We start from the raw sequence: 20,330 nt of genomic DNA on the forward strand, positions 1-20,330 counted from the left end.
GAAGTGCACACCCCGCTGTGGAGAACTCCGGGGACGGTCGGGGACGACGGCCTAGCCGAGCAGGCCGGCCACCGTGACCCGGGCGGCGCCGAGCACCGTGAGCGCCGCCAGCGCCGCCGCCACGACCACGAGGCCGGCCGCCTGGGCGCCCACGGACGGCACACGCGCCCGCCCGGGGCGCAGCCCGCCGGCCAGGGAGAACACGACGGCGACGACGGCGCCCGTCAGCAGCCCGCCCACGTGCACCTGCCAGGCCACCCCGGGCAGCAGGAACGAGAACACGAGGTTCAGGCCGATCAGCACGGCGATCGAGCGCACCTGCCCGCCCCGCACCCGGGTGAGCAGGAACAGGGCCGCGAACATGCCGTACACGGCACCGGACGCCCCGACGACGGGCTGCAGCGGGTCCGAGACCCACAGTGCGAACACCGCACCGCCCACGGCGGAGAGCACGTAGAGGGCGAGGAACCGCCACCAGCCCAGCGCGGGCTCGAGCACGCGCCCGATCACCCACAGCGCGAGCATGTTCAGCAGCAGGTGCGTGGGGCCGGTGACGTCGTGCACGAGCGCGTAGGAGGCCATCCGCCACGGCTCCATGCCGTACGGGGACGTGTAGAGCCCGGCGTACCAGAGCGCTTCGGTCACGCCGGACGCCTGATCCCGGGTCATCCACTGCGCCGCGTAGACCACCACCGTGACCGCCAGCAGGATCCAGGTGACGGGCGAGGCGGCGAAGCCCGTCCGCCGTCGGACCGGGACCGTCGCGGCGGCGCCGGCGGCGGGGGCCGCCGTCGGAGCGGGGCCGGCCACGACGCCGGACGCACAGTCCACGCAGACCGGCCCGGCCGCGGAGCCGGGACGCTGGCAGTCGAGGCACGCGGGGCGCCGGCACACGGCGCAGCGCACATACGCGGCACGGCCCGGATGCCGCGGGCACACCGGGGGTGTGCCGTCCGCGGAGTCCGGGCCGTGCGGGTCAGAGGGGGTGGTGCTCACCGAGGGGCTGCTCAGGCCTCGTCGATGTCGATGGACTCGATGACGACGTCCTCGAGCGGGCGGTCACGGGGATCGGTGGCGACGGCGTTGAGCTCGTCCACGACCTTCTGGGAGGCCTCGTCCTTCACCTCGCCGAAGATGGTGTGCTTGCCGTTGAGCCAGCCGGTGGGCACGGAGGTGATGAAGAACTGCGAGCCGTTGGTGCCGGGGCCGGCGTTGGCCATGGCCAGCAGGTAGGGACGGTCGAACTGCAGCTCGGGGTGGATCTCGTCGCCGAACTGGTAGCCGGGGCCGCCGATGCCCATGCCGAGCGGGTCGCCGCCCTGGATCATGAAGTCCTTGATGATGCGGTGGAACACGGTGCCGGAGTACAGCGGGGCGCCGTTGTTCTTCTCACCGGTCTGCGGGTGGGTCCACTCCTGCTCGCCGGTGGCGAGACCCACGAAGTTCTTCACGGTCTTCGGGGCGTGGTTGCCGAACAGCTCGACGACGATGTCGCCGTGGTTCGTGTGGATGGTCGCGGTGTGCGTCTTGTTCGCCATGCGCCCCATTGTTCCATCCGCGGCGGCGGGCCGTCCGGATCCCGCCGTCCGGGGGCGGGTCTTCCGCGATCGGCGTACGCACTCCCGGCGTGCCGGGACCCGTGCCACGGCGGGGGTCGGCCACTAGGCTGGGCCTCGAGGACCACCGCGTTCAACGACCATCCAGAACTCACGGGAGGCATCACATGGCTCGCAAGACCCTGCACGACGAGATCCAGCACGACGGCGACGCGAACGCGTTCGTCGCACGCCAGGCGGAGAACCTGCGCCACTGGGCCGCCCCGAAGGTGGAGTCCACCCGCGCCTGGAGCGAGGTGGCCGCGGCCTACGGGCTGATCGGCGGCTCCGCCGCGGCCGAGGAGGGCCGCCGCAAGGCCCAGGACGCCAAGAAGGAGTACGGCCCCGTGGTCGAGCGCGGGGCGCGGAAGGCCGGCGAGGCCGTCGCGCACCAGTACGGGCTGCTGGCCCCCGCCGTCGCCAAGGGCGTGGACACCGTCCAGGACTTCCTCGAGCACCTGCAGGCCCAGGCGCAGGACGCCGGCCACGAGGTGCAGCAGCAGTTCGCCGCGGCGCGCAAGGACGCTGAGAAGGCCGCGAAGAAGGGCCGCCGTCGTGGGGGCCGCAAGGCCACGCAGCTGCGCCGGGACGGCCGCCAGGCCGCCAAGGGCCTGCGCAAGGACGCGAAGAAGGCCGCCAAGGGCGCCCGTAAGGACGCGCAGCGGTCCGCCGCCCTGTTCAGCGACCGTGCCGGTCAGGCCAAGGACGCCGCCGCGGCGGGCGGCCTGACCCTCGCCGGTCTCCTCGCCACGGGTCTGTCCGCGCTGCAGGAGCAGGGCGGGAAGGTAGCCCCGCAGGTGCAGGCCCGCCTGGCCGACGCCGGCGACTACGCCCAGCGCCGCAAGGAGGAGGTCCTCCCCGTGGCCGCCGCCCGCCTGGCCGACGGCGCCGCGCACGCCCGCAAGACCGCCCACGACGTCGAGGTCCCGGACGCCCTGGAGCAGGCCCTGATCAAGCTCACCGGGGACAAGGCGATCGTGAAGCGCCTGCGCAAGGGTGCCGAGCAGTACGCCGGCGCGGCCGAGAAGGACCTGAACCGTGCCGCCGGTCGCCGGGCCTCCCGCTCGGGCGGCCGCTCCTGGATCGTCGCGGGCATGGCGGCCGCCGCCGCCGGCGCCGGCTTCGCCCTGTGGCGCCTGACCAAGCCGGTGCAGGATCCGTGGACCGCCCCGGTGCCGGGCCCGATCACCGCGAACATCCCGGTGGTGGAGGCGAACAACCCCTACGCCCAGCAGCAGAAGGTCGTGGCCGAGGCCGGCTCGGCCGCGGCGGGCCAGGGCGTGCGGGTGGACACCGCCACCCCGGACCCGGTGGCCGCCGCCAACGCGAAGGTGCTGGGCGTCCAGCCCGGGCAGCAGCGCTGACCCGCTCCCCCCCGTGCCCTGAGCGCGCAGCGGACGACGCCCGGCCCGCGCATCCTCGGCAGGACCGAGGGGCGCGGGCCGTCGCGCGTCCGGACGCCGGTCGGGGCGGGGCCCGGTGGGCGGCCATCGAACGGGGCGCGGGCCTTGTCCGCCGCCGGGAGCACGCGGGAGGCTGGAAGCGCCCGGGATCCCGACGCCGGGCGGAGGAGTGATCCGCATGAGCACGACCCTGACCCTCTTCGGCCACTCGGCCGTCCGCCTCGAGAAGGCCGGCCGACGCCTCGCGTTCGACCCCGGCGCGTTCAGCGACGCGGCGGTCCTGGACGGCGCGGATGCCGTCCTCGTGACACACGGCCACCCGGACCACGTGGTCCCCGAGCAGCTGGCCAGGGCCGTGGCCGGCACGGAGGCGCACGTGTGGGCGCCACGGGACCTCACGGGGCCGCTGGCGGAGGCGGGGCTCGACGCCGGGCGCGTGCATACGGCCGTGCCCGGGGAGACGTTCGAGGCCGCCGGCTTCCGGGTGGAGGTGCTCGGCGGGGAGCACGCGGTGATCCACGCCGAGGTGCCGCGCCCGGTGAACGTGTCCTACCTCGTGGACGGGGCCGTGCTGCACCCCGGCGATTCGTTCACGGTGCCGGACGCCGACGTCGAGGTGCTCCTGCTGCCCGTCGCGGCGCCGTGGCTGCGCATCGCGGACGTGGTGGACCAGATGCGGGCCATCGCGGCGACGCACACCCGCCCCATCCACGACGGCATCCTCAGCGAGGACGGCAAGGGCGTGGTGGACGGGGTGCTCTCGGGGCTCGCCGAGGGCGTGACCGACTACCGGCGTCTGGCCCCCGGGGAGCCCTGGACGTTCTGAGGCACGGGGAGGCGACGGCGGCCGACCCGGGGCCGGTCACCAGCTGAGGGTGATCTCCAGTTCGGCGCCGCCGCCATCCTCGACCTCGAGCTCCACCTCGAGGCCCACGCGGTCCGGGACGGTGACGACCACGTCGCGGTCGCCGTGCTCGATCCGCACCTCGTTCTGCCGGGAGAGCTGGTCGGCGAGGTCGCGCAGGCGTGCGGCGGCCTGCTCGCGGCTGAGGGTCTGCTGCTGCTCGTGCTCGAAGAGGTCCTTGCCCATGGCACCGACGGTAGTCGGTGGGCGGGGTGCGCGCGACGGACGGGCCCCGGCGCGGCCGACGCCGGGGCCCGTGCGGGTCAGCGGGACGCGGCCGGGGCGACGGCGGGGTTCTCGTCGCGGTGGATCTCGAAGCCGGGTGCCCGGTAGGTGGGCTCCCGGCGCTTGAGGGCGCGGATGACGAGCAGGGTCACCGGCACGATGAGGATCTCCACGAGCGTCTTGTAGCCGAAGCCGGTCACCGTGTAGTTCGCCAGTTCCAGCAGCGAGATGGTGCCGGCGTAGGCGATGGTGCAGAAGATCAGGGTGTCGAAGAACTGGCCGACCACGGTGGAGAGGATGAGCCGGAAGGCCACGTGCCGTTCCTTCATGCGCTCCTTGAGGCGGACCACGATGGACGCGTTGAGCAGGGAGCCCACGAGGAACGCGACGAAGCCGGCCACGGTGATCCGCAGCATGGGCGCGAGGGCCTGGTCCCAGACCTCGAAGCCCTCGACGGGCGTGGTCCAGGAGACCACCGTGTAGGTGAGGGCGGCGAGCACGAGCATCGTGAAGCCCAGGACGATGGCCCGGCGGGCCCGGCGCCAGCCGTACACCTCGGCGAGGATGTCGCCGACGATGTACGCGAACGGGAACAGGAAGGCGCCGCCGTCGAAGATGAGGGGGCCGCCGTCGTAGAAGAGGTCGGAGACGATCGGGACGGTGGGGCCGTAGAAGAGCTTGGCCGCGGTGACGCCGGAGAGGATGAGGAGGGCGATGAAGACGCCCACGAAGATGTCGTAGTAGCTCGCGGGCACCCGGGCGTAGGCCGGAGTGCCCTGCCCAGGGGCGGGTCGGTCGGGGGACGGGGTGTCGATGGTGGTGTTCACCGGACCATCCAACACCACGCACGACGGCGACGGGAGCGGTGGGCGGGTCCGGCGGCGGGGGTTCGGGGCAGGCCATCCCCGTCCCTCCGTGGGCAGAAACGCCCTCTCTTCTGCCCACGGGGCCCGAAGTCCTGCGGTTTGTGCCCCAGGAGCCCCCGGGTCGCCGGTTTCTGCCCACGGTGCCGGCGCCGGCGGCCACCCTGGGCATACGAAAGGGCCCGGGAATCTCACGACTCCCGGGCCCTTCTTCGGTGGAGGCAAGGGGACTCGAACCCCTAACCCCCTGCTTGCAAAGCAGGTGCGCTACCAATTGCGCCATGCCCCCGTGAGGACCGGTTAGTCCTCCGGTGCCGGCTCGACGCCGTCGGCGTCCTCCGGCAGGTCGTCCGTGGCCGTGGCCCAGACGTCCTTCCCCGCACTGTTCTCCCGCCAGAGACGCGCCCCGTAGGCGGCTGCCGCGGCGCCGACCACGAGGGCCACGCGTGCCAGTCGACCCATGGGAAGACCTCCGGAGACGAACGGAGCCCCAGCGGACCGGGGCTCTGTGTGGTGGGAGTGGGCGTACCAAGACTTGAACTTGGGACCTCTTCGTTATCAGCGAAGCGCTCTAACCGCCTGAGCTATACGCCCTCACCGTCGCTCACGGCTGACGCCGTTCACAACAGGAGATGACTGTACAGGAGCGCCGACGCCCCGCGCAAATCCGCGCGGGGCGTCGTCGAGGGTCTGCTCAGTCGTCCGTCAACGTGACGCCGAGGCCGCCCACGAGGCTCGCGCAGAGGTTGTAGAGCAGCGCGGCCACGGTGGCCAGGGCGGTCAGCAGGATGACGTTGACCACGGCCAGCACGGTGGCCAGCGAGGTCACGGTGCTCAGCGGGGCCAGGGACGCCACGGTGTAGCGCCCGGCCTCGGAGCCGAGCACGGTGCCGATCACGTCGTTGACCCTGTCGAAGATCCCGAGGACGTCGGACAGCGAGTACAGCGCCACCGCCGCCACCACCGTGAGGATGCCCAGCGCCACCGAGAGCAGGAACGCCAGCTTCAGCACGGACCACGGGTCCACCCGGGTCAGGACCAGGCGGGCGCGGCGCACCTTGGCCTTCGGGACGGCGCGGACCAGGTCCTCCTGCGAGGACCCGCTGGCCTTGCGCACCGGACGACCGGACCGCGGCTCGGCGGCCTTCCCGGTGCTCCGTCCCTGGCCGGGACGCGACGACGCGGACGTGCTCACTGCTCTCCTCCGTCTGCACCCTCACCGGCGTCCTGCGTCAGGGCGTCCTCCGGTGCGGCTACGGGGTCGGTCGGGTCGATGTCTGCGTCCAAGGGTACATCCGGCCCCGCTTCGGCCTCGGCGTCCGCCTTGGCCTCCATCTCCTGCTCGTTGTTCAGGGTGACGGCGACGATCCGGTCCCGCTTGTCCGGCTTGGCGAAGATCACGCCCATCGTGTCGCGGCCCTTGGCCGGCACGCCGGCGACGGCGGAGCGCACCACCTTGCCCGAGGCCATCACCACGAGGACCTCCTGGTCCTCGCGCACCACGAGACCGCCGGCGAGCTCGCCGCGGTCGTCCACGAGCTTGGCGACCTTGATGCCGAGGCCGCCGCGGTTCTGCAGGCGGTACTCGTCCACGTGGGTGCGCTTGGCGAAGCCGCCGTCCGTGACGGTGAAGACGTAGCCGTCCTCCTCCACCACGTCCATCGTCAGCAGGGAGTCGTCGTCGCGGAACTTCATGCCAGTCACGCCCGAGGTCGCACGGCCCATGGGACGCAGCGCCTCGTCCGTGGCGGTGAACCGCAGGGACTGGCCCTTGTGCGAGATCAGGATGAGGTCGTCGTCGGGCGAGACCACGCGGGCCGAGACCAGCTCGTCCCCCTCACGCAGCTTGATGGCGATCAGGCCGGCGGTGCGGTTCGTGTCGTAGTCCAGCAGCGGCGTCTTCTTCACGAGGCCGCCGCGCGTGGCGAGCACGAGGTACGGGGCCCGGCCGTAGTCCACGAGCGGCTGGATCTGGGCGATCCGCTCGTCCGGCTGGAACGCGAGCAGGTTGGCCACGTGCTGGCCCTTCGCGTCGCGGCCGGCCTCGAGCAGCTCGTACGTCTTGATGCGGTACACGCGGCCGAAGTTCGTGAAGAACAGCAGCCAGTGGTGCGTGGACACGGTCAGGAAGTGCTCGACGACGTCGTCGCCGCGCAGCGTCGCCCCGCGCACGCCCTTGCCGCCGCGCGCCTGGGACCGGTACTGGTCGATCCGGGTGCGCTTGACATAGCCGCCGCGGGTGATGGAGACGACCATCTCCTCCTCGGGGATCAGGTCCTCGATGGACATGTCCCCGTCGAAGCCGGCCATGATCTCGGTGCGGCGGTCGTCGCCGTGCTTGGCCACGATCTCGGCGAGCTCCTCGGAGATGACCTCGCGCTGACGCTGCGGGGACTCCAGGATCCGGTTGTACTCGGCGATCTTCGCCATGAGGTCGTCGTACTCGTCCTGGATCTTCCGGGACTCCAGGGCAGCGAGCTGGCGCAGCTGCATCTGCAGGATGGCCTGGGCCTGGACGTCGTCGATGTCCAGGAGCTCCTTGAGGGCCTCGCGGGCCACGTCCGCCGAGGCCGAGCGGCGGATGGTCGCGATGACCTCGTCCAGCATGTCCAGGGCCTTGAGCAGGCCGCGCAGGATGTGCGCGCGCTCCTCGGCCTTGCGCTTGCGGAACGCGGTGCGGCGCACGATCACGTCGATCTGGTGCTTCACCCAGTGGTGCACGAAGCCGTCCAGGGACAGGGTGCGCGGCACGCCGTCCACGAGCGCGAGCATGTTGGCCGAGAAGTTCGACTGCAGCTCGGTGTGCTTGTAGAGGTTGTTCAGCACCACCTTGGCGACGGCGTCGCGCTTGAGCACGATCACCAGGCGCTGGCCGGTGCGGCCGGAGGTCTCGTCGCGCATGTCCGCGATGCCGTTGATCTTGCCGTCCCGCACCATCTCCGCGATCTTCGCGGCGAGGTTGTCCGGGTTGGTCATGTAGGGCAGCTCGGTGACCACGAGGCACGTGCGGCCCTGGATCTCCTCCACGTTGACCACGGCGCGCATGGTGATGGGGCCGCGGCCGGTCCGGTAGACCTCCTCGATGCCCTTGCGGCCCAGGATCTGGGCGCCCGTGGGGAAGTCGGGGCCGTGCACGCGGGCCAGGAGCGCCTCGAGCAGCTCCTCGCGGGTGGCCTCGGGGTGCTCGAGGTACCACTGCACGCCCGCGGCCACCTCGCGCATGTTGTGCGGCGGGATGTTCGTGGCCATGCCGACGGCGATGCCCGAGGAGCCGTTGACCAGCAGGTTCGGATACCGGGCGGGCAGGACGACGGGCTCCTGCTGCTTGCCGTCGTAGTTGTCCTGCATGTCGACGGTGTCCTCGTCGATGTCCCGGACCATCTCCATGGCCAGCGGGGCCATCTTGGTCTCGGTGTAGCGCTGGGCGGCCGCGCCGTCGTTGCCCGGGGAGCCGAAGTTGCCCTGGCCGAGCGCCAGCGGGTAGCGCTGGACCCAGTCCTGGATGAGGCGCACGAGGGCGTCGTAGATCGCGGTGTCGCCGTGCGGGTGGTAGTTGCCCATCACGTCGCCCACCACGCGGGCGGACTTGTTGAACGCACGGTCCGGGCGGTAGCCGCCGTCGTACATCGCGTAGAGCACGCGACGGTGCACGGGCTTGAGGCCGTCGCGCACGTCCGGCAGCGCGCGGCCGACGATCACGGCCATCGCGTAGTCCAGGTACGAGCGCTTCATCTCCGACTCGAGGTCGACGGGCTCGACCTTGTCGGCGGCGCCCTCGGGGAGCACGTAGTGCTCGACCTCGATGTCCAGGCCGGTCTGGGGGGTCTGCGGGGTCGGGGCGCCCTCGACGGGCTCGTCCGGGGTCTGGGGGGTGGTCTCGTCGCTCACGCGGGTCCTCTCGTGCTCCCCGCGACGGCGGGGAGGGTGGTCGGCTCAGGCAGGTCTGCGGGTCCGGCTCAGACGTCCAGGAAGCGGATGTCCTTGGCGTTCTGCTGGATGAAGGTGCGGCGGGACTCCACGTCCTCGCCCATGAGCATGGAGAAGACGGCGTCCGCGGCGGCGGCGTCCTCCATGGTCACCTGCAGCAGGGTGCGGTGCTCCGGATCCATGGTGGTGTCCCAGAGCTCCTGGTAGTTCATCTCGCCCAGGCCCTTGTAGCGCTGCACGCCGTTGTCCTTGGGGTAGCGCCAGCCCTTGGCCAGGCCGGCCTCGACGGCGGCGTCGCGCTCCTCGTCCGAGAACACGTAGTCGTGCGGGGCGTTGGACCACTTGATGCGGTACAGCGGCGGCTGCGCGAGGAACACGTGGCCGGCCTCGATGAGTGGGCGCATGTACCGGAACAGCACGGTCAGCAGCAGCGTGGTGATGTGCTGGCCGTCCACGTCCGCGTCCGCCATGAGCACGATCTTGTGGTACCGCAGCTTGGAGATGTCGAACTCCTCGCCGATGTTGGTGCCGAACGCCGTGATCATCGACTGGATCTCGGCGTTGCCGAGGGCCTTGTCCAGGCGGGCGCGCTCCACGTTCAGGATCTTGCCGCGCAGCGGCAGGATGGCCTGCGTCTCCGGGTTGCGGCCCTGCTTGGCCGAGCCGCCGGCGGAGTCGCCCTCCACGATGTACACCTCGCAGCGCTCGGGGTCCTTCGAGGAGCAGTCGGCCAGCTTGCCGGGCATGCCGAAGGACTCCAGCGGGGACTTGCGGCGCGCGTTGTCCCGGGCCTTGCGGGCGGCCAGGCGGGCGTGCGAGGCCATGATGGCCTTGCGGATGATCTCCTTGGCCGGGCCCGGATTGCGCTCGAACCAGTCGCCGAGGTGGTCCGTGACCGCCTTGGACACGAACCCGCGGGCCTCGGAGTTGCCGAGCTTGGTCTTGGTCTGGCCCTCGAACTGCGGCTCGGAGAGCTTCACGGAGATCACGGCGGTCAGGCCCTCGCGGATGTCCTCGCCCGTGAGGTTGTCCTCCTTGGGCTTGAGGATCTCCTTCTCCCGCGCGTAGCGGTTGACCAGGGAGGTCAGCGCGGCGCGGAAGCCCTCCTCGTGGGTGCCGCCCTCGTGGGTGTTGATCGTGTTCGCGTAGGTGTGCACGGACTCCGAGTAGGCGGAGGTCCACTGCATGGCCACCTCGACGGCCATGGAGCGGCCGTCCGAGACGTCCTCGGCCTCGAAGGCGATGACGTCGTCGTGGACGTACTCGACCTTCTTGGCGGAATTGAGGTGCTGGACGTAGTCGAGCAGGCCGTTCTCGTACAGGTAGGTGACGGAGCGGCGCTGGGGCTCCTGCTCCGCCTCCTCCGCCAGGCCGTTCTCCGCGACGTCCTCACCGGCGGCGCCCTCGCCCGCGATCTCGTCGTCGACGACCTCGTTGGACTCCTGGACGCGCTCGTCCGTGAGGGTGATGCGCAGGCCCCTGTTGAGGAAGGCCATCTGCTGGAAGCGGGCACGCAGGGTCTCGTAGTCGAACTCGATCGAGTCGAAGATCTCCGGGTCCGGGTAGAACGTCTGCACGGTGCCCGTGGCGTCCGTGGCCTCCCCCTTCACCAGCTCGCCCTGGGGCACGCCGCCGTCCGCGAAGGACATGCGCCACACGTGCCCCTGACGGCGGACCTCGGTGTCCACGCGGCGGGAGAGCGCGTTGACCACGGAGATGCCCACGCCGTGCAGGCCGCCCGAGACGGCGTAGCCGCCGCCGCCGAACTTGCCGCCGGCGTGCAGGATCGTCATGACGACCTCGACGGTCGGCCTCCCCTCGGTGGGGTGCAGGTCCACGGGGATGCCGCGGCCGTCGTCCGCCACGCGCACGCCGCCGTCGGCCTGCAGCGTGACGTCGATGCCGGTGGCGTAGCCGGCCAGCGCCTCGTCCACGGAGTTGTCCACGACCTCGTACACGAGGTGATGCAGGCCCCGCGGCCCGGTGGAGCCGATGTACATGCCGGGGCGCTTGCGGACGGCCTCGAGGCCCTCGAGCACGGTGATGGCGCTGGCGCCGTACTCACCGGGCACCTTCCGGTCCTTCACCGGGGCCTCGGGCTGCCCGACGGCGTCCGGCACGGCCTCCGGGTTCGGCGCGGCCGACGCGGCGGTCGGCTCCTCCGCGGGGTTCTCGGGCATGGCGTCAACCACGGGTGGCTCACTTCCTCGGACGTCGGCGGCTGGGTCGACCCGCGCGCAGGCGCGCGACGCCGCCCGGACATAACCGGCACGCGACACGCTCCCGCAGATCCACGGGGGTGGGGGACGGACGACAACCGGCCCCCTTTCACTGGTCCCAGTGTACCGCCTGACACCCCGAGGGCCCGCATCGACGGGGGTCCGCCACGGGAGAACACCCGCTCAGCGGCCAGGGACACGGCTCAGGACGTGCGCAGGAGACCGCCCATGCCTCCCGGGCCGTCCCCGACCCTGTGAGCGCGCCAGAGCGGCGCCCATGGCCTCGCCGCGTCCGGGACGCCGTCGTGCGCCGCGGGGGGCCGCCCCGGACTCAGCCGTAGGTGTCGCGCGGCCCGCGGCCGCCGCGCACGGTGCGCGGCCCCTTGCGCCAGCTCGGGGCCTGCGGCCCCGCCACCTCGATGCGGGTCACGACGCCGGGCCCGAGCGCCTCGTCGAAGCGTTGCAGGAGCACGGGGCTCATCAGGCGCAGCTGCGTGGCCCACGCGGTGGAGCTCGTCCGGACCCGCACCACGGAGTCCTCGAAGCTCTCCGGGCGGCAGTGCAGCGCGATCTCCGGCCCCACCAGCTCGGCCCAGCGGGTGAGCACGGAGCCGACCGCCACGGGGGTGGACCAGCCACGGTCGCGGATGAGCCGGCCGAACACGGTGGACACCGTGGCCGGGTCCCGGTCCGCACCCCCGAACGGGAGCCGACGGTCCTGCCGCTCCCGGCCGGCCGACGTCGTGCCCGCCATGGCCCCGGCCAGGCCCGCGCCCGTCCCCCGCGCCCGCAGCGGCGCCTCGCCCCGCTCCCGGGCGGCCTCGCGGACCCGGCGCAGCTGCACGAGCGCCAGGTCCGGCCGGTCCGGCTCGAACGGGGCGGGGGTCTCAGCCATCGGCGCCGCCCTCGCGCCGGGGCTCGCGGATGTCCCCCTCCACGGGGGCCGCGGCGGCCACGGCCTCGGAGCCCTCCGCGTCCTGGCGGATGAGCACGCGGTGGGCCGTGAGCTCCTCGGGGACGTCCTCGAGCGCGGCGGCCGTGACGATCACCTGCTCGGCCCGGTGCACGAGCGCGGCGAGGCGGCGGCGACGGGCGGCGTCGAGCTCCGCGAACACGTCGTCCAGGATCAGGACGGGGCGGGCGTCGGGGTCCGGGTCGTCCGCCACGAGCACGTCGTAGGCCGCCATGCGCAGGGCGAGCGCCAGCGACCACGTCTCCCCGTGGGAGGCGTAGCCGCGCGCGGGCGCCGGACCCAGGAAGAGGGCGAGCTCGTCCCGGTGCGGGCCCACCAGGGTGAGCGCCCGCGCCCGCTCCTCCTCCCGTTGGGCCTCGAGCGTCCGGTGCATGTCCGCGGCCAGGTCCGCCACGGCCGGGACCTCCGCGTGGGTGCCACGGGCCAGCGGGACGGTGGACTCGTAGGCGTAGGCCGCCGCCTTGGAGCCGTTGGTCAGCGCGGCGTACATCTCCTGGAGGGGGCGGGCCAGCAGGCGCAGCACGTGCAGGCGGCCGTGGAGCAGGCGGGCGCCAGCGGCGCAGAGGTGCTCGTCCCAGACGGCGAGGGTCGCGTCCTCCTCGGGGCCCCAGCGGCGAGAGCTGCGGCCCGCCTTGAGCAGGGCGTTGCGCTGGCGCAGCACGCGTTCGTAGTCGGCGGCGGCCTCACCGAGGGCCGGACGCAGCTGCACCATGAGCTGGTCGAGGAGACGACGACGGCCACCGGGCTCCCCCGTCACGAGGCTCAGGTCCTCCGGGGCGAAGACCACGGTGCGCAGGATCCCGAGGCCCTCCTTCGCCCGCACGGGGGCGCCGCGGTTGATGGCCACCCGGTTGGACCGGCCCGGCAGGATCTCCAGCTCGAGGGCGACGGCGCGCGACCCGCGGTGCACGCGCCCGGCGATCCGGGCCCGGTCCCGGCCGAAGCGCACGAGCTGCGCGTCCGAGCTGACCCGGTGGGACTGCTGGGCGCCGAGGTAGCCGATCGCCTCCACGAGATTGGTCTTGCCCACCCCGTTGGCCCCGAGCAGCACCGTGGACCCCGGCGTCAGCTCCAGATCGGCCCAGCGGTAGGACCGGAAGTCCGCGACGGTGAGGTGGGACAGGTACACGGGAGCGTCCGGCCCCCTGCGTCAGGCGATGCGCACCGGCATCACGAGGTAGCGGTAGTCGGAGACGACGCCGTCCTCCTGGTTCACGCCGGTGAGCAGGGCGGGCTTGGGCGCGGACGTGAAGGCGAAGCGCACCTGCGGCTGGTCCACCACGGCCAGGCCCTCGGAGAGGTAGGACGGGTTGAACGCCACGGTGATGTCCTCGCCCTCGAGCGTGCACGGCACGGACTCGTTGGCGCTCGCGTCGTCGCCGGTGCCGGCGTCCAGGGTGACCTGGCCGTCCGTGAACACCATGCGCAGGGCGGTGTTGCGCTCGGCCACGAGGGCCACGCGGCGGGACGCCTCGACCAGGGCGGCGGTGTCCACCACGGCCTGGATGGGGCTGGACTCGGGGAAGAGCGAGCGGATCTTGGGGTACTCGCCGTCCACGAGCACGGAGGTGGTGCGACGGCCGCCGGAGGCGAAGCCCACGAGGTCGGCGGTCTGACCGAGCAGGATCTCCAGGTCGCCGCCGGAGCCGAGGGACTTGGCGACCTCGGTGAGCGTGCGCGCCTTGATGAGCAGCGACGTCGAGAGGGACGGGTCCGCCGGGGTCCAGCGGATCTCCTTCATGGCCAGCCGGTAGCGGTCCGTGGCCAGGAAGGTCATGGTGTCGCCCTCGATCTCCACCTTCACGGCGGTGAGGATCGGCAGGGTGTCGTCCTTGGAGGCGGCGACGGTGACCTGGGCGACGGCGTGGGCGAACGCGGCGCCGTCCACGGTGCCCGCGGGGGCCGGCAGCTCGGGCAGGGCCGGGTAGTCGCCCACGGGCATCGTGGCCAGGGCGAAGCGGGAGGAGCGGCAGGTGACGAGCACCTTGCCGCCGTCGAGCTCCACCGTGACCTGGGCCTGCGGCAGGGAGCGGACGATGTCGTTCAGCAGGCGGCCGGAGACGAGCACCTGGCCCGCGGTCTCGACGTCGGCCTCGATCTCCAGGCGCGCGGAGGTCTCGTAGTCGAAGCTCGCGATGGACACGACGCCGGCCTCGGCCGTGATCAGCAGGCCCGAGAGCACCGGCACCGGCGGGCGCGGGGACAGGGAGCGTGCGGCCCAGGAGACGGCGTCGGTGAGGATGTCGCGTTCGACGGTGAACTTCACGAGCTGCACTGCCTCTCTGGGGGTGATGACGGGGGTTGCGGGCCCGGGGGGAACGGCGACACGCGGGCCTCAGCATAGGCGGTCCGCGCGGCGGGTGTCAGGTCGCCGACGAATGACAGCGGTGTAATTCCAAGGATCTCGGGCGCACGGGGGCACGGGCGCAGCCCGGGCCCTCGAGGCGCTCAGCTCGGTGAGGGGCGGCGGAGATGATGTTGCTTGGCGGGATCTCTCCAGGGGGATCAGAAGGAGTGGTAGCGGGTGTGGATCCTGTGGAGAACGCCGTTCTGCCGCGTCACCATGCGGATTCGGCTGGGGGAACCGTGTGGACGCCCGCTCGTTCGGGGTGTGCATCCGGTGTGGACGAGCCCCGGAGGCCCTCCCCCGCTCTGCACAGGCCCGACCGGAGTTGTCCAGACTCGTCCCCGGATCCACCCCCCCAGTTGTCCACATTCCTGTCCACAGGGCACGTCCACACCCGTCGAAACCCGCGAGATCATGCGGTTTTCGGCTGTGGAGACCTGTGGATACGTGTGGACCACCGAATGACATCCGTGTGATTCACCAGCCTGTGCACCGTCGTCGTCCCCAGGGGTGTGGACGCGGCGTGAGCGGCCTGATTCCGCCATCCACAGGCGCGGAGGTTGTCCACAGTGGCGGGGGTTCTCCACAGAGTTGTCCACACCGGTGGACAATGTGGAAGAAGACTCGAGTCCCGGTCGAAGGTTCGAACCGGGACTCGAGGGGGCAGTGGGTGGCTCAGGCGCCGCGCTGTTTCCGCTTGATCTCGTTGGTGAGCTCGGTGACCTGGTTGTAGATCGTCCGCCGCTCGGCCATCAGCTCGCGGATCTTGCGGTCCGCGTGGATGACGGTGGTGTGGTCGCGGCCGCCCAGGACCTGACCGATCTTGGGCAGCGACATCTCGGTCAGCTCGCGCAGCAGGTACATGGCGATCTGCCGCGCCGTCACCAGCGTGCGGGTGCGGGACTTGCTGGTCAGCTCCTCGAGGGTGAGATTGAAGTACTCCCCCGTGGCGTGCAGGATCAGCTCCGGCGTGATCTCGTGCGCCGTCTCGTCCGTGATCAGGTCCTTGAGCACATGCTCGGCCAGCTCGATGTCCACGGTCTGCCGGTTGAGCGAGGCGAACGCGGTCACGCGGATCAGCGCGCCCTCGAGCTCGCGGATGTTCGTGGAGATGCGCGAGGCGATGTACTCCAGCGCCTCCGGCGGGGCCACGAGCCCCTCGGCCTCCGCCTTCTTCCGGAGGATCGCGATGCGCGTCTCGAGGTCCGGCGGCTGGATGTCCGTGATCAGCCCCCACTCGAAGCGGGAGCGCAGCCGGTCCTCGAACCCGGAGAGCTGCTTGGGCGGCAGGTCCGAGGTGATGACCACCTGCTTGTTGTTGTTGTAGAGCGTGTTGAAGGTGTGGAAGAACTCCTCGACCGTCGCCTCCTTGTCCGCCAGGAACTGGATGTCGTCGATCAGCAGGATGTCCACGTTGCGGTAGACCTGCTTGAACGAGGCGCCCTCGTCGTGGCGGATGGAGTTGATGAAGTCGTTGGTGAACTCCTCCGAGTTCACGTACCGCACCCGCAGGCCCGGGTAGAGGCGACGGGCGTAGTGCCCGATCGCGTGCAGCAGGTGCGTCTTGCCCAGGCCGGACTCGCCGTAGATGAACAGCGGGTTGTACGCCTTCGCCGGCGCCTCGGCCACCGCGTTCGCGGCGGCGTGCGCGAACCGGTTGGACGAGCCGATCACGAACGTCTCGAAGTGGTAGCGGTCGTTGAGGCGGCTGGTCTCCGCGGACGTCGACGGCGGCGCGGGGGTCGGCTTGCCGTTCCCGCTCGGGGCCGCGGTCGCAGCGGGCGCGACGTCGGCCGGCGGCTCGATGCGGAAGCCCGGCAGCTCCTCGGCGACGGCGCGGCGGGAGGTGGCGGCGGTCGCAGCCGGGGGCAGCTCGACGTCCGGCACCGCGGCGGCGGCCGGTCCGCCCGCGAGGGAGGAGCGGCGGGCCTCGGACGAGGGGGTCCGCGGCGGCTGCAGGTTCGCGTCGATCGAGATGGCCAGCAGGATCTCCTCGCGGAACTCCTTGGTCAGTGCGTCCGTGAGGGCGTCGGCCACCTGGGTGCCCTGGAGCGTCTCGCGGGTGGTCTCGTTCGGCACGGCCAGCAGGAGCGTGTTGCCGATGAGGCCCTGCGGCTGGGCCAGGTAGACGAAGCCCATGAGGCGGGCGCTGACCCGCGCGTCGTCCTCGAGGGAGCCCACGACGGAGCGCCACGAGCTGAGCACGGCCTGGTCTGCCACCACGGAGGCTTCCTTTCCTGGGGCAGACGTCCCCGAGGACGGGGGCGGCTGCGCGAGACGGACGACGGTGCTCGGAGTCTAACGGTTGTCCACAGGGTTGTGCACAGACGGTGGACAACCCCTATCATCCTGTGGACGACCGTCCCGGGCGCCCACGGGCGTCCGGGATCCGCGCGCACCCGTTTGACCCCTGCGTACCCCGGCCACTAGAGTTGTCTGGTCCCCCGGGTGTCGGTTGATCGTGCCCGCCGGGGATTTCATGTCAGAGCCTCACCGGTCCTTCCCCCTGGTCCACCTGCTCAGGTCGACGGTCGAAGGCACACAACACGTCGTGGAGAGATCACAGTGACCAAGCGCACGTTCCAGCCCAACAACCGCCGTCGTGCCCGCAAGCACGGCTTCCGTGCCCGCATGCGCACCCGCGCCGGCCGCGCCATCCTGTCCGCTCGCCGCGGCAAGAACCGCGCCGAGCTGTCCGCCTGAGGACCTCGGTCCAGGGACGGCGCGCCCCGTGCTGCCCCGTGACCGTCGCGTCCGCACGCCCGCGGAGTTCCGTCACCTCGGTCGCACCGGCACCCGCGCGGGTCGGCGCACCGTCGTGGTGAGCGTCGCCACGGACCCCGATCAGACCCGGTCCACGTCGCCGAGCGCCCCTCGGCCGCGGGCCGGGTTCGTCGTGTCCAAGGCCGTGGGGAACGCGGTGACCCGCAACCGGGTGAAGCGGCGGCTGCGCGCCGTCGTCGCGGATCAGATGCGCCTGCCCCCGCTGCGCGACCTGCCGGTTCTGGTGCAGGTCCGCGCGCTGCCGGCCGCCGCCGAGGCGGACTACGCGCTGCTGCGCCGCGAGACCGTCGGCGCGCTCGGCAAGGCCCTGAAGCCGCACCTGCCCGCCGCCTCGGAGCACGCGTAGATGACCGTCACGCCCTCGCCCTTCGTCGTGCTCGAGCCCTCCCGTGAGTGGGGGCCGCTGCGCGCGCTGCCGTCCGCCCTGCTGGCGGGCCTGCTCACGGTCTATCGGGCCGTGGTCTCCCCGCTGTACGGACCCGTGTGCCGGTTCTTCCCCAGCTGCTCCGCCTACGGGCTGGAGGCCGTGCACGTGCACGGCGCGGTGAAGGGGTCGTGGCTCGCCGCGCGGCGCATCGGCCGGTGCCATCCCTGGAACGACGGCGGCGTGGACCCGGTCCCGCCCGGGCACCGACGCTGGCCGCCGGGCCGGCAGCCGCGCATCCTCGCCCTGAACCACCCTCCCATCCCACCTGATCTCCCGCAGGAGGATTGACCCCCATGTTCGAAGCCATCCTCTCCCCGTTCCGCTGGCTGATGTCCTGGCTGCTCGGGGCGTTCCACAGCATCCTGGAGTTCGCGGGCCTGCCCGCGGACTCCGGCTGGACGTGGGCCCTGTCCATCCTCCTGCTGGTGGTGCTCATCCGCACCCTGCTGATCCCGCTGTTCGTCAAGCAGATCAAGGCGCAGCGCGCCATGCAGGCCATCCAGCCCGAGCTGCAGAAGCTGCAGGCCAAGTACAAGGGCAAGAAGGACCAGCTCTCCCGCCAGGCCATGGCCATGGAGCAGCAGGCGCTCATGAAGGAGCACAAGGCGAACCCGTTCGCCGCGTGCCTGCCGCTGCTGATCCAGATGCCGTTCTTCTTCGCGCTCTACCAGGTGCTGCTCGGAGCGCGCGGCGCGGCCGAGCGCGGCGAGGCCATGGACGCCCTGTCCGCGGACCAGATCCGCTCCTTCGAGGGCTCCACGATCTTCGGCGCCCGCATGTCGGACACCTTCATGAACTCGCTCGGCGCGCCGGGCAGCACGCCCGTGATCGTCACGGCGATCGTGCTGATCCTGCTGATGTCGGGCTCGATGTTCTTCATGCAGAAGATGCTCATGACGAAGAACATGACGCAGCAGGCCCTCTCCGGCCCGATGATGCAGACGCAGCAGATCATGCTCTACGCCATGCCCCTGATCTTCGGCATCGGCGGCATCAACTTCCCCATCGGCGTGCTCCTGTACTGGACCTACTCCAACTTCTGGGCCGTCGGCCAGCAGTGGTGGATCATCCGCAACAACCCGACCCCGGGCTCCCTCGCCGAGAAGGAGCTCAACGAGCGCCGCGCCGCCAAGGGCCTGCCCCCCGTGGGCCAGAAGGTGTCGAACGCCGAGGCCACGCCCTCGTCCGCGCACACCCAGGCGGGCCGCGGCGGTGCCGTGCTGAACGGTGAGGTCGTCCGCCAGTCGGGTCAGCGCGTCCAGCCCCAGCGCAAGAACCGCAGGAGGAAGTGAGCATGTCCGCCGAGAACGTGACCCCGGCCCCCGAGGCCGAGGACGCCGTCGTCGAGACCCCCGTGGGCCAGGGCTCTCGCGTCGCGGAGCAGGACGGTGCCGCCGTCTCGGAGGCGGTGCGCCGCCTCGAGGAGGAGGGCGACGTCGCCGCGGACTACGTCGAGGAGCTGCTCGACATCGCGGACCTGGACGGGGACATCGACATCGAGGTCCGCGACGGGCGCACGTACGTGTCCGTCGTCTCCGAGGACCACGATGAGCGCCTGGACGGCCTCGTCGGCCCCGACGGCCGCACCCTGGAGGCCCTGCAGGAGCTCGTCCGGCTGGCCGTGCTCGCCGCCACGGGGCACCGCTCCCGGCTGATCCTGGACGTCTGCGGGCACCGGGAGCGCCGCAACGTCGCCCTGCGCACCGCCGCCCAGGCGGCCGTCGAGCGCGTCCGCGCCGGCGAGGGTCCCGTGCACCTCGAGCCCATGGGCGCGTACGAGCGCAAGATCGTCCACGACGTCGTCGCGGACGCCGGCCTGACCTCCGAGTCGGAGGGCGAGGGCGCCCGCCGGCACGTGGTCATCTCCGCCGATGACTGAGCGGGGCTCGGCCTACGAGCGGCGCCCCGGGCTGGATCCGCAGGACCGGGGCGACCGCCCCGCGCCCGTGGGGCAGCCGGCGCCGCCGCTGACCGACGCGCTGCGGCCGGCCGCCGTCGAGCTGTTCGGCGAGGCCCTCCCCCGGGCCGAGGCATACGTGGCCCACCTGGCGGACACCGGCATCGAGTGGGGCCTGATCGGCCCGCGCGAGGCACCCCGTCTCTGGGAGCGCCACGTCCTGAACTGCGCCGTGGTCGAGGAGCTCCTCCCGCAGGGCGCGCTCGTGGCCGACGTCGGCTCCGGCGCGGGCCTGCCCGGCCTGTGCCTCGCGCTCGCGCGCCCCGACTGCCAGTTCCTGCTCATCGAGCCGCTCGAGCGGCGCGTGGAGTGGCTGGACAGGGTGGTCGCCGACCTCGGCCTGGAGAACGTGGACGTGATCCGCGGCCGTGCCGAGCAGGTCTCCGGGAACCTCGACGTCGACGTCGTGACCGCCCGCGCCGTGTCCGCGCTGAAGACCCTCGTGCCGCTGGCCATGCCGATGCTGCAGGGCGCCGGGGAGCTGCTGGCCATCAAGGGCCGCTCCGCGGCCGACGAGATCGCCGCCGCCCGCAAGGTCCTGCGCAAGTATGGTGGTGCCGAGCCCGAGATCCTCACGGTGGGCGAGGGCCTGCTGCCCGAGACCACCACCGTCGTGCGCGTCAGCGCGCGTCCCCGCTGACCCCTCCCCCACCGGGACGGGACGGGCCGGGCGGCAGCAGATCCGCACACCCGCGACCCAGGAGGT

General features: G+C 72.0%; 20 protein-coding genes and 2 tRNA genes. 8 read left to right on the plus strand and 14 right to left on the minus strand.

The genetic code is table 11. The features are described 5' to 3' along the window. Positions 1-51: 51 nt before the first annotated feature. Both AUV08_RS05330 and AUV08_RS05335 read right to left on the minus strand, forming a co-directional pair. The gene (locus AUV08_RS05330; protein ID WP_231865117.1) at positions 52-996 is read right to left on the minus strand and encodes a rhomboid family intramembrane serine protease; all 945 of its coding nucleotides are present in this window, start codon (positions 994-996) and stop codon (positions 52-54) included. 11 nt (positions 997-1,007) lie between these two features. After that, complete coding sequence (locus AUV08_RS05335) at positions 1,008-1,538, minus strand: peptidylprolyl isomerase (protein WP_010079725.1); 531 nt, start codon at positions 1,536-1,538, stop codon at positions 1,008-1,010. Between the two features lie 185 nt (positions 1,539-1,723). Here AUV08_RS05335 and AUV08_RS05340 point away from each other — a divergent pair, with 185 nt between their 5' ends. Both AUV08_RS05340 and AUV08_RS05345 read left to right on the plus strand, forming a co-directional pair. After that, positions 1,724-2,959, plus strand: a complete 1,236-nt coding sequence (locus tag AUV08_RS05340; protein ID WP_036384424.1) for a hypothetical protein — start codon at positions 1,724-1,726, stop codon at positions 2,957-2,959. A gap of 217 nt (positions 2,960-3,176) precedes the next feature. Beyond that, a complete protein-coding gene (locus tag AUV08_RS05345; protein ID WP_036384426.1) occupies positions 3,177-3,824 on the plus strand; it encodes an MBL fold metallo-hydrolase in 648 nt (215 codons plus the stop codon). Between the two features lie 36 nt (positions 3,825-3,860). On the opposite strand, the gene AUV08_RS05350 is transcribed toward AUV08_RS05345, so the two are convergent. The 12 genes from AUV08_RS05350 to dnaA all read right to left on the minus strand — a co-directional run bounded on the left by AUV08_RS05350 (position 3,861) and on the right by dnaA (position 16,679). After that, a complete protein-coding gene (locus AUV08_RS05350) occupies positions 3,861-4,088 on the minus strand; it encodes an amphi-Trp domain-containing protein (protein ID WP_036384429.1) in 228 nt (75 codons plus the stop codon). A gap of 77 nt (positions 4,089-4,165) precedes the next feature. Beyond that, positions 4,166-4,954, minus strand: coding sequence for a queuosine precursor transporter (locus AUV08_RS05355; RefSeq protein WP_036384431.1), 789 nt, complete (start codon positions 4,952-4,954; stop codon positions 4,166-4,168). Between the two features lie 252 nt (positions 4,955-5,206). After that, a tRNA-Ala gene (locus tag AUV08_RS05360) sits at positions 5,207-5,279 on the minus strand. Positions 5,280-5,290: 11 nt separating this feature from the next. Next, on the minus strand, positions 5,291-5,452 hold the full coding sequence (locus tag AUV08_RS12060) for a hypothetical protein (RefSeq protein WP_010079767.1): 162 nt from the start codon (positions 5,450-5,452) through the stop codon (positions 5,291-5,293). A 58-nt stretch (positions 5,453-5,510) separates the two neighbouring features. After that, positions 5,511-5,584: transfer RNA gene (locus tag AUV08_RS05365), tRNA-Ile, on the minus strand. A gap of 100 nt (positions 5,585-5,684) precedes the next feature. Next, complete coding sequence (locus AUV08_RS05370) at positions 5,685-6,185, minus strand: DUF3566 domain-containing protein (protein WP_010079768.1); 501 nt, start codon at positions 6,183-6,185, stop codon at positions 5,685-5,687. After that, the gene (gene gyrA / locus AUV08_RS05375) at positions 6,182-8,878 is read right to left on the minus strand and encodes a DNA gyrase subunit A (protein ID WP_061867459.1); all 2,697 of its coding nucleotides are present in this window, start codon (positions 8,876-8,878) and stop codon (positions 6,182-6,184) included. Before gyrA ends, AUV08_RS05370 begins: the two co-directional genes overlap by 4 nt. 68 nt (positions 8,879-8,946) lie before the next feature. After that, a complete protein-coding gene (gene gyrB / locus AUV08_RS05380; protein ID WP_176726068.1) occupies positions 8,947-11,097 on the minus strand; it encodes a DNA topoisomerase (ATP-hydrolyzing) subunit B in 2,151 nt (716 codons plus the stop codon). Positions 11,098-11,467: 370 nt separating this feature from the next. After that, the gene (locus AUV08_RS05385; protein ID WP_061867460.1) at positions 11,468-12,031 is read right to left on the minus strand and encodes a DUF721 domain-containing protein; all 564 of its coding nucleotides are present in this window, start codon (positions 12,029-12,031) and stop codon (positions 11,468-11,470) included. After that, positions 12,024-13,238 carry a DNA replication/repair protein RecF gene (recF, locus tag AUV08_RS05390; RefSeq protein WP_061867461.1) on the minus strand — a complete coding sequence of 405 codons (1,215 nt, stop codon included), beginning with the start codon at positions 13,236-13,238 and terminating at the stop codon, positions 12,024-12,026. Before recF ends, AUV08_RS05385 begins: the two co-directional genes overlap by 8 nt. A gap of 21 nt (positions 13,239-13,259) precedes the next feature. Then, entirely contained in the window at positions 13,260-14,375 is a 1,116-nt protein-coding gene (dnaN, locus tag AUV08_RS05395; protein ID WP_002856446.1) for a DNA polymerase III subunit beta, read from the minus strand. A 756-nt stretch (positions 14,376-15,131) separates the two neighbouring features. Continuing rightward, the gene (dnaA, locus tag AUV08_RS05400; protein WP_044659943.1) at positions 15,132-16,679 is read right to left on the minus strand and encodes a chromosomal replication initiator protein DnaA; all 1,548 of its coding nucleotides are present in this window, start codon (positions 16,677-16,679) and stop codon (positions 15,132-15,134) included. Between the two features lie 342 nt (positions 16,680-17,021). Here dnaA and rpmH point away from each other — a divergent pair, with 342 nt between their 5' ends. Genes rpmH through rsmG form a run of 6 tightly spaced genes read left to right on the plus strand, consistent with a single transcriptional unit; the run spans position 17,022 to position 20,264 of the window. Continuing rightward, positions 17,022-17,159: a 50S ribosomal protein L34 gene (rpmH, locus tag AUV08_RS05405; protein WP_002856443.1), complete on the plus strand. Its 138-nt coding sequence runs from the start codon at positions 17,022-17,024 to the stop codon at positions 17,157-17,159. A gap of 28 nt (positions 17,160-17,187) precedes the next feature. After that, a complete protein-coding gene (rnpA, locus tag AUV08_RS05410; RefSeq protein ID WP_002856442.1) occupies positions 17,188-17,586 on the plus strand; it encodes a ribonuclease P protein component in 399 nt (132 codons plus the stop codon). Continuing rightward, positions 17,587-17,955: a membrane protein insertion efficiency factor YidD gene (gene yidD / locus AUV08_RS05415; protein ID WP_002856440.1), complete on the plus strand. Its 369-nt coding sequence runs from the start codon at positions 17,587-17,589 to the stop codon at positions 17,953-17,955. 5 nt (positions 17,956-17,960) lie between these two features. Further along, positions 17,961-18,959, plus strand: coding sequence for a membrane protein insertase YidC (yidC, locus tag AUV08_RS05420; protein ID WP_061867462.1), 999 nt, complete (start codon positions 17,961-17,963; stop codon positions 18,957-18,959). Positions 18,960-18,961: 2 nt separating this feature from the next. After that, positions 18,962-19,546 (plus strand): R3H domain-containing nucleic acid-binding protein, encoded by a 585-nt coding sequence (locus AUV08_RS05425; protein WP_043282880.1) that lies wholly within the window; start codon positions 18,962-18,964, stop codon positions 19,544-19,546. Then, entirely contained in the window at positions 19,539-20,264 is a 726-nt protein-coding gene (rsmG, locus tag AUV08_RS05430) for a 16S rRNA (guanine(527)-N(7))-methyltransferase RsmG (RefSeq protein WP_020628388.1), read from the plus strand. Before AUV08_RS05425 ends, rsmG begins: the two co-directional genes overlap by 8 nt. The last annotated feature ends 66 nt before the right edge of the window (positions 20,265-20,330 follow it).

Origin of the sequence: Micrococcus sp. CH7 (assembly GCF_001595485.1) — a bacterium.
Classification (GTDB): Bacteria; Actinomycetota; Actinomycetes; order Actinomycetales; family Micrococcaceae; genus Micrococcus; species Micrococcus luteus.